Source organism: Nonomuraea polychroma, assembly GCF_004011505.1.
Lineage (GTDB): Bacteria > Actinomycetota > Actinomycetes > Streptosporangiales > Streptosporangiaceae > Nonomuraea > Nonomuraea polychroma.
In genome coordinates, this window is sequence record NZ_SAUN01000001.1 from 2863362 (window position 1) to 2876691 (window position 13330).

The window sequence follows — 13330 nt, forward strand, 5'->3', positions numbered from 1 at the left end:
GTGTTGGCGGTCGCCGACTCCGACTCGTATCTGAAGTGGGCGGCCTGCCTGCTCGCCGATCTGCCCGAAGGCTGCGTGACGGACCTGGTGGTGGTGCGTACGCCGATCGCGCCCTCGCCGGAGCAGATCGCGGCCGCCGTGGGCGAGCGGGAGGCGCCGCCGGTGATGTCGGCCCGGTCGGTACGCCGGGTGGCCGAGCGCAGCAGGCCCGATGTGATCCTCGTGGCCTGCACGGGTCCGGTCGTGGACGTGCTGGTGGCCGAGGTGCTCGCCGACCTGCGGCCTCGGCCGGTGTTCGTGAGCGGGCTGCCGGGCATCTCGGTGCCCGCGACCGAGAAGGCGTGGCAGTTCCGCAGCGGCTGCGACCTGTTCGTGGTGCACAGCGAGCGGGAAGTGGCCGAGTTCGGCGAGATCTCCCGCCGGTTGGGCGGGGGAGGGGCGGTGGGCCTGGCCCGGCTGCCGTTCCTGCGGTCCAAGGTGGCCGCCCAAGGCGGCAACCGGGTGGTGTTCGCCACTCAGGCCAAGGTGCCGCGCGAGCGTGAGGAGCGTGAGCGGATCCTGCTGGCGCTGGCCGAGCTGGCCGGCCGCCGGCCGGATCTGGACGTGGTGGTCAAGCTGCGGGCGCTGGAGGACGAGCGGCAGACGCACAACGAGCGCCACCACTACCAGCGGTTGTGGCGGGAGATGGGGGAGCCGGGGCGGCTGGTGTTCGAGGCCGGGTCGATGCACGATCAGCTGATGCGGGCGGCGGGATTCGTCACGGTCAGCTCGACGGCGGCGCTCGAGGCCATCGCGCTGGACGTGCCGTCACTGGTGCTGCGCGACTTCGGCGTGAGCGCCGAGATGATCAACCTGGTGTTCGAGGGCAGCGATCTGCTGGGCACTCTGGACGAGCTGGCGGCGGGCGACTTCCGCAACGCCTCGGCCGTGTGGTGTGCGGCGAACTACTTCCATCCGGTGGAGCGCAACGACTGGGCGGGGCTGCTGACCGGGCTCGTGATCGCCCGGCCGCGGGTGCCGGCCAAGTCGCTGCTCGACGGGCCCGAGTTCGCGGCGGCGCGGCGGCGGGCCAGGCTGCGGGTGGAGGTGCCGCCCACGATGTTGCGGGCCGGCTACAAGGCGAAGCGCCGCATGCGCCGCTACCTGCGCGCCCTCACCTGACCCTGACCCTGGCCCCTCATCTGACCCTGGCCCCTCGACAACCCTCGCCCCTCATCTGACCCTGGCCCCCTCACCTGACCCTGGCCTCCTCACCTGACCTTGGCCCCGTGGCGGCGCGCTCTGCCTTGGCGCAGGTCACACCCCCGGGTTGCGGCTGGTCGACTCGGGGCTCATCGGTGGGGTTCGGCGGGTGGCCCCTGCCTCCGGAAGAGGAGCTCCTCATGAAGCAGGCCCCCGGCGGAGAGCCGGGGGCCGGGAGGCGGGCGGTCAGATCGCGGAGCGGATTTTCCGGCGGAGCCGGGTCAGGGTGCCGGGCTTGGCCACGAAGCCCAGCGTCTCCAGGCGCTTGCGCTTGAAGTAGCGGGCGTCGAACGCGATGCCGGCCGGTCGCAGGTCGGGGTAGGTTTCGGCCTGCATGCAGTAGCCGACCGAGCGCACCAGCGCCGGCAGGTCCACGGCCGGCGGCTGCTCGATGTGCCCTTCGGCCGACAGCCGGGGCAGCAGCGCGTCCACGATGGTGACGGGGATCCGGTTGCTGTTCTCGTACGGCGCCAGCCGGTCCAGCACGAGATCCGTGCCGTACGAGGCCACCGGTAGCCCGAAGTACCGCTGCGCGGTCACCAGACCGGTGGAGAAGCAGCCGACGACCAGCTCGGGCCGCAGCGCGGCGAAGCACACCTCGGCCGGCACGCTCTCCCCGGGCACCGACAGCCGCACCCCGAGGGGCTCGGCCGCGGCCCGCATCAGCTGGGCGTGCCGGCGCCCGGCGGCCGGGTGCGGCTTGAACACGATGTTGGTGAAGCCTCGGGCGGCCAGCGCCTTGAGCATCGTCTCGTGCAGCGCCGCCTCCTCCTCCGGCGTGACGATCTCCAGGGCCGACAGGTACTGGCCGAGGATGACGGCCTGCCCGGCGAGCATGTCGGGGGCGGTGGCGGCCACCTCGGACACGATCGCCAGGAAGCGTTCGCCGGGCAGGATCTCGGGTGCGACGCCGTACTCGCTGAGCAGCAGTGGCGTCAGGCCCGGCACCAGGTCCAGGTGGATGAGCCGTTCGATGCGGCGGAAGATCTCGGCGGGCAGCGGGTCCCGGGTCGGGCCGTAGCTCATCAGCCCGTCGGAGTAGACGGTGATCGGGCAGTCGCGCACCAGCCCGGCGATCGTGCGCGCGGGCGCCACCGCGATCGACTCGAGGACGAGCTCCTCGACTCCGTCCAGCCCCCAGTGGGAGCGGATGAGGCGCTCCATCATCGGCACCTCGATGACGCGTGCCTTCCAGTCCGACGGGTGCAGCGGCGCGATCAGCTCGTTCCACGAGTGCACCTCGTCGAAGCGCGAGCGCAGCACCGCGAAGCCGGGCGTCTTGTCCAGCGGGGTCGCCACCTCGGGGATGGCCGCGTTGTTGGACACGACCAGGACCCGCCTCCCGTCGCCGAAGCGGCCGTCGTCGATGGCGGCGGCCAGCGACATCGCCCCGAACAACGTCGATGCGTAGAAGACCTTCACTATGTGTCCTCCCGGTCTCGGCGGACCCGGACGTGCGGGCTGGGGGGCAGGTCAGGCACCAGGCCACGCAGTGTGGCCTCGCGCTCGACGGACATCCGCGACACCGCCTCCGACACGATCTCCGGCGGCAGCGAACGCACCATCTGCGCGCCGCGATCCTCGAAGCGGGCGCGCAGCGCGGGCGTGAACCGGTCGCCGATCTCCAGATGGTGGGCCAGCAGTGCGCAGAAGTTCCGTACCGCCTTGGGCATGAACTCCGGCTCGAGATCCTTGAACACCAGCTCGAAGGCGTCGAAGAAATGCAGCTGGCGCTCGTCGCCGACCTGCGTCAGCGACCCCGACACCATGCGCCGGTAGAACACCCCGGCCAGCGACACCCCGGCGAACGTGGCGGCTTCCCGGTGCAGCCGCCAGATCCACGGCCGGTCCTCGGCGGTGTGCAGCGAGCCGGGGAAGTGCAGCAGGTCTCCAAGCGAGCGCCGGTAGATCCCGGCCCAGGCGTACGGGTAGTCGACCATGGTCCGCACGTTCGCCGGGAGGATGGCGTCGCGGGGGTTGAGCACCGCGCCCCTTCGCGCCAGGGGGGCGCGGTGCACGACCCGCTTTCGGCCCTCGACCTGCACATGGTCGCCGCGTACGAAGTCGCAGCCGAGCCCGTCGATGGCGTCGACGAGCTGTGCCAGGTAGCCGGGGGCGAGCCAGTCGTCGCCGTCCATGAACGTCACGTACCGGCCGGAGGCGGCCGACAGGCCCGTGTTGCGGGCGTCGGCCAGCCCCACCGGCGCGGGATTGCGCAGCACGGTCAGGCCGGGGAGATCGGCGCGGAAGTCGTCGATGATGTCCCCGGTGGCGTCCACGGACCCGTCGTTGACGACGATGAACTCGAAGTCGTGCCGGGCGTTACGGCAGAGCGAGGTGAGCGCGTCGGCGATGAAACGCTCGCCGTCTCGAATCGGCACGACGACCGAGAGCGTGATCAAGGGTTCGTTCTCCTGGGTGGTGACGGTCAGACGGTCACCCGGCGCAGGCGGGCCTTGGGGGCCTCCTCGCCGGGGAAGACGCGCTTGACGCCGTCGCCCAAGGCCTGCTCGATGATCCGGATGTCGCGCACCAGGTGCTCGAGGCCGGACGGCTCCAGCGAGGCGGCGTGGTCGGAGCCCCACATCGTCCGGTCGAGCGTGATGTGCCGCTCCACGGTCACCGCGCCGAGCGTGACGGCGGCCAGTGAGATCTGCAGGCCGCGCTCGTGGCCGGAGTAGCCGACGGGGACGCCGTACCGCTCCTTGAGCGTGGTGATCGTGCGCAGGTTCGCCTCCTCTGGAGGCAGCGGGTACGTGGACGTCGCGTGCATCATGATCAGCTTATCGGTCCCGAGGATCTCCACGGCCGCGTCGATCTCCGACAACGTGGACATCCCGGTCGACAGGATGATCGGCTTGCCGGTGGCGGCCAGGGCCCGCAGCAGCTCGTGGTCGGCCACGCTGGCCGAGGCCACCTTGTGCGTCAGGACGTCCATCTCCTCCAGGAACTCGACGGACGGCACGTCCCACGGCGAGGCGAACCAGTGGATGCCACGCTCGTCGCAGTATTTCGCGATCTGCCGGTATTCATCGCGGCCGAACTCGGTCCGCTCCTTGTACTCCAGGTACGTCATCTCGCCCCACGGCGTCTGCCTGATCTGGCCCTTCTGCTCCTCGGGCACGCAGATCGCGGGGGTGCGCTTCTGGAACTTGACCGCCTGGCACCCGGCGTCGGCGGCCACGTCGATGAGCCTGCGGGCGATGTCGAGGTCGCCGTTGTGGTTGATGCCGATCTCGCCGATGACGTAGACGGGCTCACCGTCGCCGACCAGCACGTCGCCGATAGCGACCGGGCCGAGCGAGGGCCTTTCCTTGACCTCCAGGACCGGCCGCTCGGGGCGGGCGGCCACGACGCGGTCGCACAGCTCGCGTACCGCGCCGGACCCGCCGGCCCTGGTCAGCACGACCCGGGCGGCGGCGCGCACCCGCGGGTGGGCCTCGGGCGTGGCGACCGGCCAGCCCACCTCGGCCATCGGGCCCAGGTCGTTGACGTCGTTGCCGACGTAGGCCACGCGCGCCGGGTCGAGGCCCTCGATGCGCAGCCAGTCGCGCAGCACGGTCTGCTTGTCGGCCAGGCCCTGCAGCACCGGCACGCCGAGCTTGCGGGCGCGGGCGGCGACGACCGGGTTGTGCTCGGTGGACATGATCAGGACCTTGACGCCGGAGCGGCGCAGCAGCGACACGCCCATCCCGTCCGAGCGGCTGACCAGCACCATCTCGCGGCCGTCGGAGTCGACGTAGGCGCGGTCGTCGGTGTGCACGCCGTCGAAGTCGGTGATGACGGCGTCGACGTCGATGGGCTCGGGCTTGTCGACGAACGGCGCGAGCGCGCGTACCAGCTCCAGGTCCTCGGGGTTGTCGACCTCGATGGCGTGCTGCGGCGGCACCGGCTGCACGGCGATCGCGCCGAAGAAGCGGTGGCCGTACTCGCGCAGGCCGGAGGTGCGCATGACGTAGAAGGCGCCGTTCTCGCGGAACTCGGGGTCGCGGTCCTGCCTGCGCGGGCGGACGGCGGGGTCGTGGTTGACGCCGCCGCCGGTGGCGGTCCAGAGGAACTCGTGCGTCGGCAGGCCCGACACGACCGAGTCGGCCTCGCCGTCGAGCACCTTGCGCACGGCGGCCGACAGGTCGTCAGGGTCGATGAACGCGCTCGTGCACTGCACGAGCACGACCACCTCGGGGTCCTCCCCGAGGGCGTCGAGCGCGTGCAGCACCGCCGACTCGCTGGAGGCGGTCGCGCCGCTGAGCTCCTCGGGACGCTCGACGACGAGCGCGCCGGCCTCGCGGGCGGTCTCGGCGATCTGGGCGTGGTCGGTGCTGACCACGACCTGGTCCACGAGCTCGGCGCGCACGCAGGCCCGCACCGCGCGGGTGACCAGCGGGACGCCCCCGACCAGGGCGAGGTTCTTCAGGGGAACGCCCGCCGAACCTCCGCGGGCGGGAACAACGGCCAAGACTCGCAAGGTGTGTCTCCTCAAAGGATCGGATTGCACCCAGAAGCTAGAGGGCCGGATTGAACGGCCAGCGTCACCGTCATTAACTTTCCATGGGGATCCGGTAGAGAAGCTCTGGCCGGCCCACCGCGCCGTACTGCGGCATGCGGGCCGCCACACCGAGCTCCACCAGGTGTTCCAGGTAGCGGCGGGCCGTCACGCGGGACACTCCTATCGCGTCCGCCACGGCTTGGGCCGCCATGCCCTCGGGCCGCTCGCGCAGCTTGGCGGCGACGGCGTCGAGGGTGTCCCTGGACATGCCTTTCGGCAGCTCCGAGCTGCCTCTGAGGGTGCCGAGCACCCGGTCCACGTCGCCCTGGCCGACGGCGACCCCCGCTTCCTCCTTGAACCGGGCGTAACGGGTGAGCTTTTCGAGCAATGTCGCGAACGTGAACGGCTTGAGAAGGTACTGGGAGATGCCGAGCGACACCGCCGAGCGGACCATGGCCAGGTCGCGGGCGGAGGTGACGGCGATGATGTCGCACATGAGGCCGCCCGCGCGCACGGCCCGGCACACCTCCAGGCCGTGCATGTCGGGCAGGTACAGATCGAGCAGGATCAGGTCGACGGGCCTCTTGCGCAGGAAGCGCAGCGCCTCGCCGCCGGAGCGGGCCACCCCGGCCACCTCGAAGCCCGGCACCCGCTCCACGTAGATGCGGTTGGCCTCGGCGGTGATCTCCTCGTCCTCGACCACCAGCACCGAGATCATCGTGCTCCCTCCCGGTCCGGGTGCGGCCGCGCCGGGATGGGCAGCCTGACGGTGAACACCGAGCCTTGGACGTCGATGGTGCCATCCAACCGGCGCACCGCCTGCCCGACGAGCGCGAGGCCGAGCCCGCGGCCGTCGCCCTTGGTCGTCCAGCCCTTGGCGAACGCCGCCGGGTCGGCCAGCCCGGGCCCGTTGTCGGCGACCCTGATGAGGACCTCCTGGTCGTCCGCGCTCAGGTGCACCTCCACGCGGGTGGCCGCCTCGATGGCGTTGTCGATGAGGTTGCCCACGATCGTGACCAGCTCCCGCGGGTCCAGGCCCAGGTCGTCCAGCTCGCTGTCCTCGCTGATGACCAGCTCGCTGCCGCGTTCGGCGGCCTCGGCGCTCTTGCCCAGCAGCAGCGCCGCGAGCACCGGCTCGCGTACGGAGCCGACCACCCGGTCGGTCAGCTCCTGCGCGGCGCGCAACTCGGCGGTGCCGAGCGCGACCGCCTGCTCGGTGCGGCCCAGCTCCACCAGGGTGATGACGGTGTGCAGCCGGTTGGCGGCCTCGTGCGCGGCCGCGCGCAGCGTGTCGGCGAAGCCGCGCTCGGCGTCGAGCTGGCCGCTCAGCGCCTGCAGCTCGGTGTGGTCGCGTACGGTCACGACCGTGCCGAGCCGGCTGGCGGCGCTGTTGACGGCCAGGACGCGGTCGCCCACCAGGTGAACGCGTTCGTCCTCCCCGGCGAGCACGTCGGTGAGCCCGAGCTCGGCCACGTTCCGCCCTTCGGCGTCGTCGGGCAGGCCGAGCAGGTGCCGGGCGGCGTCGTTGCACAGCGTCAGCGTGCCGTCCTTGCCGATCAGCAGCAGTCCCTCTCTGACGGCGTGCAGGATCGCGTCGTGGTGGTCGTGGATGCGGCCCAGCTCCACCGGGCCGAGCCCGTGGGTCTGGCGGCGCAGCCGCGCGGTCACCAGCCACGTGCCGGCCCCGCCCAGGCCGAGCGCGAGCGCCACGATGAACCCGCCCCAGGCCAGCCGGTCACGCAGCCAGCCGCTGACCCTCTCGACCGTGATGCCCGCACTGACCAGCGCGACCACCCGGCCGTCCGAGAAGACCGGGGTGACCGCCCGCTCGGACGGGCCGAGTGTGCCGGTGTAGGTCTCGGTGAACGTCCTGCCCGCCAGCGCCGGCCCGATGTTGCCGCGGAATTTCCTGCCGATCTCGGCCGGGTTCGGATGGGTGTAGCGGGTTCCGTCCGTCTTCATGATGGTGATGAAGTCGACGCCGGTGCTCTTGCGTATGCCCTCCGCCAGCGGCTGCAGCCGCGCGCTCGGGTCCGGGCCGTCCAGGGCCTCCAGCACCTCGGGCGTCGTGGCCACGGCCACCGCCACCGCCTCAGCCGTGCTCCGGGCCTCGTGAGTGAGCAGATCGTGCGCCTGCACCAGGGCCAGCACGGCCCCGCCGGTGGCCGTGACCAGCACCACCAGTAGCTGCAGGACCAACATCTGCCCCGCCAGGCTCCAGCGCCGCATGTTAACGACTTCTTTCGTGAACGTAACTTACGCAATCGTGACCTGGGTCACTTGTGCAGCGCATAGTCGCACAACCGGAACTTCCCTCCAAATGGCTGGAGAACCGCCCTATGCGTGATCGCACTCGCTACCTCTACGTGGCCGTCATCGTGGCGGTCCTCCTCGGCATCCTGGTCGGGTTCCTCTGGCCGGACGTGGGCAAGGAGCTCAAACCGCTCGGCACCGGATTCGTCGCCCTCATCAAGATGGTGATCGGCCCGATCATCTTCTGCACCATCGTGCTCGGCGTCGGCTCGGTCCGGCAGGCGGCCAAGGTCGGCAAGGTCGGCGGTCTGGCGCTCGGCTACTTCATCGTGATGTCCACGGTCGCCCTGATCATCGGCCTCATGGTGGGCAACATCATCCATCCGGGTGAGGGGCTCCAGCTCACCGACGCCGCCCGGCAGGCGGCCGAGGCGGAGGCGGCCAAGGGCGCCGAGAGCGGCAGCACGGTCGACTTCCTGCTCGGCGTCATCCCCGACACGCTGGTGTCGTCGCTGACCTCGGGATCGGTGCTGCAGGCGCTGCTGGTGGCGCTGCTGACCGGGTTCGCGCTGCAGGCCATGGGCGCCAAGGGCGCGCCGATCCTGCGGGGCGTGGAGCACCTGCAGCGGCTCGTGTTCCGGATTCTCGCCATGATCATGTGGGCCACGCCGGTGGGCGCGTTCGGCGCGATCGCCGCCGTCGTGGGGGCCACCGGCATCGAGGCGCTCAAGAGCCTGGCGATCATCATGGCCGCCTTCTACATCACCTGCCTGCTGTTCGTCGGCGCCGTGCTCGGTCCGATGTTGTGGCTGGTCGCCCGGATCAAGCTGTGGTCGCTGCTGCGCTACCTGGGCCGTGAGTTCCTGCTGATCCTGTCCACCTCCTCCTCGGAGACGGCGCTGCCCCGGCTCATCGCCAAGATGGAGCACCTGGGCGTGAGCCGGACCGTGGCCGGCATCACGGTGCCGACGGGCTACTCCTTCAACCTCGACGGCACCGCGATCTACCTGACCATGGCCACGCTGTTCATCGCCTCGGCGACCGGCTCGCCGCTGGAGTTCGGCGAGCAGGTGGCGCTGCTGCTGTTCATGATGGTCGCGTCCAAGGGTGCGGCGGGCGTCACCGGCGCGGGCCTGGCCACGCTTGCCGGCGGTCTGCAGGCGCACCGGCCCGAGCTGGTCGAGGGCGTGGGCTTCATCGTCGGCATCGACCGGTTCATGTCGGAGGCCAGGGCGCTGACGAACTTCGCCGGCAACGCCGTCGCCACCGTGCTCGTCGGCACCTGGACGGGCGAGTTCGACAAGGAACGCGCCGGCCAGGTGCTGGCCGGGCACGCCCCGTTCGACGAGGCCTCGCTGCTCGATGACGACGAGGAGAAGCCGGCCGAGCCGGAGGCGGGCGACAAGGAGCTGACGAAGGTCTAGGGCTTGCGCCCGATGCCCGCGTACGCCATGCGGGTCATCTCCTCGTCCATGAACAGCGGGTGGCCGGGATCCGTGAAAGGCCACGGCATCCCCGGCCCCGTGGCCAGGCCCGGCGGGATGAGCTCGAAGTCGCCGAAGAAGGCGCCGATCTCCCTGCCGGGCCGCGGCGTGAACGAGGCGTTGGCCCGCTTGTAGAACTCGCTGACCTTCATCACCCGCTCGGTGGCTACATCGTTGGTCCCGTGCGAGAGCGCCAGATAGCTGCCGGGCGCGAGGGCATCGCGGTAGGCGGCCACGAAGCCCTGCGGGTCGTCCTCGTCGGGGATGAGATGCAGGATGAACATCATCAGCACGGCCACCGGCCGGTCGAAGTCCAGCAGGCCGCGCACCTCCGGGTCCTTCAGGATCTCCTCCGGCCGGCGTATGTCGCCCAGCACGATGGCCACCCGGTCGGGGTTGGCCAGCATCGCGCGGCCGTGGGCGGCCACCACCGGGTCGTTGTCCACGTAGACCACTCGTGCGTCGGGCGCGTGGCGGTAGGCCACCTCGTGCACGTTCTCCACCGCCGGCAATCCCGATCCGAGATCCAGGAACTGCGTGATGCCCTGCTCGCACAGGTAGCGCACGACACGCCCGATCAGCGCCCGGTTCTCCCTCGCCCCTACCTTGACCTCCGGCATCACGCTCAGCACCAGGTCCGCGAGGTCCCGGTCGGCCTTGAAATTGTTCTTGCCGCCGAGGAAGTAGTCGTACATGCGGGCCGCGTTCGGGATATGGGGGTCTACGCCCTGCGGTGCCTGCTCCGTCATCGCCCCATGATCACACTGATTGCCGACAAATACTGAGAAAACACTGCCTAAACGGCGGGAAGTCGCAGGACGAACCTCGCGCCGCCCGGGCAGTCCTCCACGGTGATCTGGCCGCGGTGCGCCATCGCCACGTCCCGCGCGATGGCCAGGCCCAGGCCGGTGCCGCCCGCGTCGCGGCTGCGGGCGGCGTCCAGGCGGGTGAAGCGCTCGAAGATGCGCTCGCGGTCCTCCGCGGCGATCTCCACGCCGTCGTTCTCCACCGCCAGCACCGCCATGCCGTCCTCCTTGGACACGGTGACCTGGACGTAGTGCTCGGCGTGCCGCTGGGCGTTGTCCAGCAGGTTCGTCAGCACCCTGGCCAGCTGCAGCCGTACGCCATCCACCTGCACCCCCTCGACCAGGTCGGCGCGCACGGGGAGCTTGTCGGCGCGGACGGACAGCTCCTGGCGCACCAGCTCGGCCAGGTCCACCCGCTCCTTGGCCACGTCCACCCGGGAGCCGATCCTGGCCAGCAGGAGCAGGTCCGTGATGATGGCCTCCAGGCGGTCGGTGTCCCGCAGGGCACTGCAGACGAGCGTCTCGACGTCGGTGTCCTCGGGGTAGAGCTGGGCGCTCTCGAGCTGGGCCCGCAGCCCGGCGATGGGAGTGCGCAGCTCGTGCGAGGCGTCGGAGGCGAACTGCCGCTGCTGCTCGGCGGAGCGTTCGAGCCGGGCCAGCGTGCTGTTGACCGACCTGGCGAGCTCCGCCACCTCGTCCTCGCCCGGCGGCTCGCTGACGCGGCTGCTCAGGTCGCCGGCGTGCACGGCGTCCAGCTCCGCGCGCATGGTCGCCACCGGGCGCAGCGCCTGGCCCGTGACCAGCCAGGTGGCCCATCCGGCCAGCCCGATCAGCACGGCGATCTCGCCGAAGACGATCACCTCGAACATGCGCGTGGCGAGCAGATCGGGCGTGCTGCGGCCGGCGTAGACGACGGGGGAGTCGGTGAACTTGCTCACCCGGACCGCCGACAGGTGCACGCACTCGGTCGGCAGGCAGTTGGTGGCGCTGATGACCCGGTTCTCGTCCGTGGGACGCACGTCGCTGAGCGGCGGCAGGTTCCTGGCGGCGTCACTGGTGGCCAGGAGCCGCCCGTCCGCCCCGACGATCTGGATGAGATCCACCGACGGGTCGGGCACGGGGATGGAGGCGCCCAGGGGCAGCGCGCCGCTGCGCATCTCGTACGCGATGCGCTCGGCGGTGTCCCTGGTGGCCTCGTACACGCTCGCCTCGACCAGGGACTTGGTCACGAGCACCGCCCCGACGCTCACGGGGATGAGCACGAGGGCGGCTACGGCCGTCGCGATGAGGGTGACGCGGCCCCGCAAGGACCTCGCCCAGAGGGCAGACACCCACCGACACTACCGAGGGTAATTTCCGCCATATGTCGCATTAATGGAAAGATTCCGCCAACTGGTCATCGTTGGAACCAGACCGCGGTGTCCGGCGGCACCGATCCGTCGGCCTCCAGCGGACCGCTGGACAGCAGCACCTCACCGGTCCAGTCGAGCCGCACCGGCTCCTCGCCGGTGTTGAGCACCACGACCAGGCCGGGGTCACGCTCGATGACCAGCACGTCCTTGGAGGAGTCGAGCCACGTGAGGCTGCCGCCGCCGAGCGCCGGGTGCCGCTTGCGGATGCGCAGCGCCGCCCGGTAGAGGTTCAGCGTGGAGTCCGGGTCGTCCTCCTGGGCCTCGGCCGACAGCCCGGTCCACTCCTCCGGGATCGGCAGCCACGGGTCCCGCCAGCCGCAGCCAGGGGCGGCGCTCCACGGGATCGGCACCCGGCAGCCGTCGCGGCTCTCGCCCCGGCGCAGGAACGCCGGGTCCTGGCGCAGCTCATCGGGCAGGTCGAGCACCTCCGGCAGGCCCAGCTCCTCGCCGTTGTAGAGGTAGGCCGAGCCGGGCAGCGCCAGCATGAGCAGCGTGGCCGCCCGGGCGCGGGCGAGGCCGCCGTGCCGGGTGACGTGGCGGGGCTTGTCGTGGTTGGACAGCACCCACGTGGTGGGCGCGCCCACCAGCTCGGCCTCCTTGAGCGCCTTCTCGATGACCGTGCGGAACGACTTGGCGTGGAAGTCGGCCATCATGAAGTCGAAGTTGAACGCCTGGTGCAGCTCGTCGGGGCCGACATAGCGGGCCAGCCGCTCCGGCGAGGACACCCAGGCCTCGGCCACGGCCATCCGCCCGCCCGGGTAGGAGTCGAGAATCGGCCGCCACTCGCGGTAGATGTCGTGCACGCCGTCCTGGTCGAAGTACGGCACCTGCTCGTCGCCGAGCATCTCGGCCTGCGGCCCGTCCTTCGGGCCCACGTCGGGCAGCCCGTCGGCCTTGATCATGCCGTGCGCCACGTCGACCCGGAAGCCGTCCACGCCGCGGTCCAGCCAGAAGCGCAGGACGTCGCGGAACTCCGCGCGCACGTCGGGGTTGTCCCAGTTGAGGTCCGGCTGCTCGGGCGCGAACAGGTGCAGGTACCACTGCCCGTCCTCGACCTGCGTCCAGGCCGGCCCGCCGAAGATCGACTCCCAGTCGTTCGGCTTGTCGCGGAAGATGTAGCGCTCGCGCAGGCCGCTCTTGAACCAGGGGTGCTGGTCGGAGGAGTGGTTTGGGACCAGGTCCACGATGACCCTGATGCCCTTGGCGTGGGCGTCGGCGACCAGCGCGTCGAAGTCGGCCAGTGTGCCGAACATGGGGTCCACGTCGCGGTAGTCGGCCACGTCGTAGCCGCCGTCGGCCATGGGAGAGGTGTAGAAGGGGCTCAGCCAGATGGCGTCCACGCCCAGGCCGGCGAGATAGTCCAGGCGGTCGCGCACGCCTTCGAGGTCCCCCATGCCGTCGCCGTTGGCGTCGGCGAAGCTTCGCGGGTAGACCTGGTACACGACGGCGTCGCGCCACCAATCGTCGTTGCCGAGCATGGTTGTCCTTCCCCCGGGTGCCCGAGATGTCGGGTGATGTTCTGGTGAAGGATGTCCCGATCACGCAGAGCCGGTCAAGTGCAACTTTCGGAAAGTTGCAGATCTCACGTCGAGCTTCTGTAACGCTTTGCGCAAGTTCTTCCAATTCTTGCAAAGAGACAGTAACGTC

At 70.7% G+C, this 13330-nt stretch carries 10 protein-coding genes; 2 read left to right on the forward strand and 8 right to left on the reverse strand.

Annotated features, from left to right (window positions below):
• The gene (locus EDD27_RS12700; protein WP_241564797.1) at positions 1–1161 is read left to right on the forward strand and encodes a DUF6716 putative glycosyltransferase; all 1161 of its coding nucleotides are present in this window, start codon (positions 1–3) and stop codon (positions 1159–1161) included.
• A 267-nt stretch (positions 1162–1428) separates the two neighbouring features.
• Here EDD27_RS12700 and EDD27_RS12705 read toward each other — a convergent pair whose 3' ends face one another.
• From EDD27_RS12705 to EDD27_RS12725, 5 genes are all read right to left on the reverse strand, one after another.
• Positions 1429–2664: a polysialyltransferase family glycosyltransferase gene (locus EDD27_RS12705; protein ID WP_127932611.1), complete on the reverse strand. Its 1236-nt coding sequence runs from the start codon at positions 2662–2664 to the stop codon at positions 1429–1431.
• Positions 2664–3644, reverse strand: coding sequence for a glycosyltransferase family 2 protein (locus EDD27_RS12710; RefSeq protein WP_127932612.1), 981 nt, complete (start codon positions 3642–3644; stop codon positions 2664–2666). Before EDD27_RS12710 ends, EDD27_RS12705 begins: the two co-directional genes overlap by 1 nt.
• A gap of 26 nt (positions 3645–3670) precedes the next feature.
• Positions 3671–5707: an N-acetylneuraminate synthase family protein gene (locus tag EDD27_RS12715; protein WP_127932613.1), complete on the reverse strand. Its 2037-nt coding sequence runs from the start codon at positions 5705–5707 to the stop codon at positions 3671–3673.
• Positions 5708–5780: 73 nt separating this feature from the next.
• Positions 5781–6446, reverse strand: coding sequence for a response regulator (locus EDD27_RS12720; RefSeq protein ID WP_127932614.1), 666 nt, complete (start codon positions 6444–6446; stop codon positions 5781–5783).
• Positions 6443–7957 (reverse strand): sensor histidine kinase, encoded by a 1515-nt coding sequence (locus tag EDD27_RS12725; RefSeq protein WP_127932615.1) that lies wholly within the window; start codon positions 7955–7957, stop codon positions 6443–6445. The genes EDD27_RS12720 and EDD27_RS12725 overlap by 4 nt, the downstream gene beginning before the upstream one ends.
• A 110-nt stretch (positions 7958–8067) precedes the next feature.
• Here EDD27_RS12725 and EDD27_RS12730 point away from each other — a divergent pair, with 110 nt between their 5' ends.
• A complete protein-coding gene (locus tag EDD27_RS12730; protein WP_127932616.1) occupies positions 8068–9405 on the forward strand; it encodes a cation:dicarboxylate symporter family transporter in 1338 nt (445 codons plus the stop codon).
• On the opposite strand, the gene EDD27_RS12735 is transcribed toward EDD27_RS12730, so the two are convergent.
• From EDD27_RS12735 to EDD27_RS12745, 3 genes are all read right to left on the reverse strand, one after another.
• Positions 9402–10214: an SAM-dependent methyltransferase gene (locus tag EDD27_RS12735; protein WP_127932617.1), complete on the reverse strand. Its 813-nt coding sequence runs from the start codon at positions 10212–10214 to the stop codon at positions 9402–9404. The genes EDD27_RS12730 and EDD27_RS12735 overlap by 4 nt on opposite strands.
• A gap of 47 nt (positions 10215–10261) precedes the next feature.
• A complete protein-coding gene (locus EDD27_RS12740) occupies positions 10262–11602 on the reverse strand; it encodes a sensor histidine kinase (protein ID WP_127932618.1) in 1341 nt (446 codons plus the stop codon).
• Between the two features lie 65 nt (positions 11603–11667).
• Positions 11668–13161, reverse strand: coding sequence for a glycoside hydrolase family 13 protein (locus EDD27_RS12745; RefSeq protein WP_127932619.1), 1494 nt, complete (start codon positions 13159–13161; stop codon positions 11668–11670).
• Between the last annotated feature and the right edge of the window lie 169 nt (positions 13162–13330).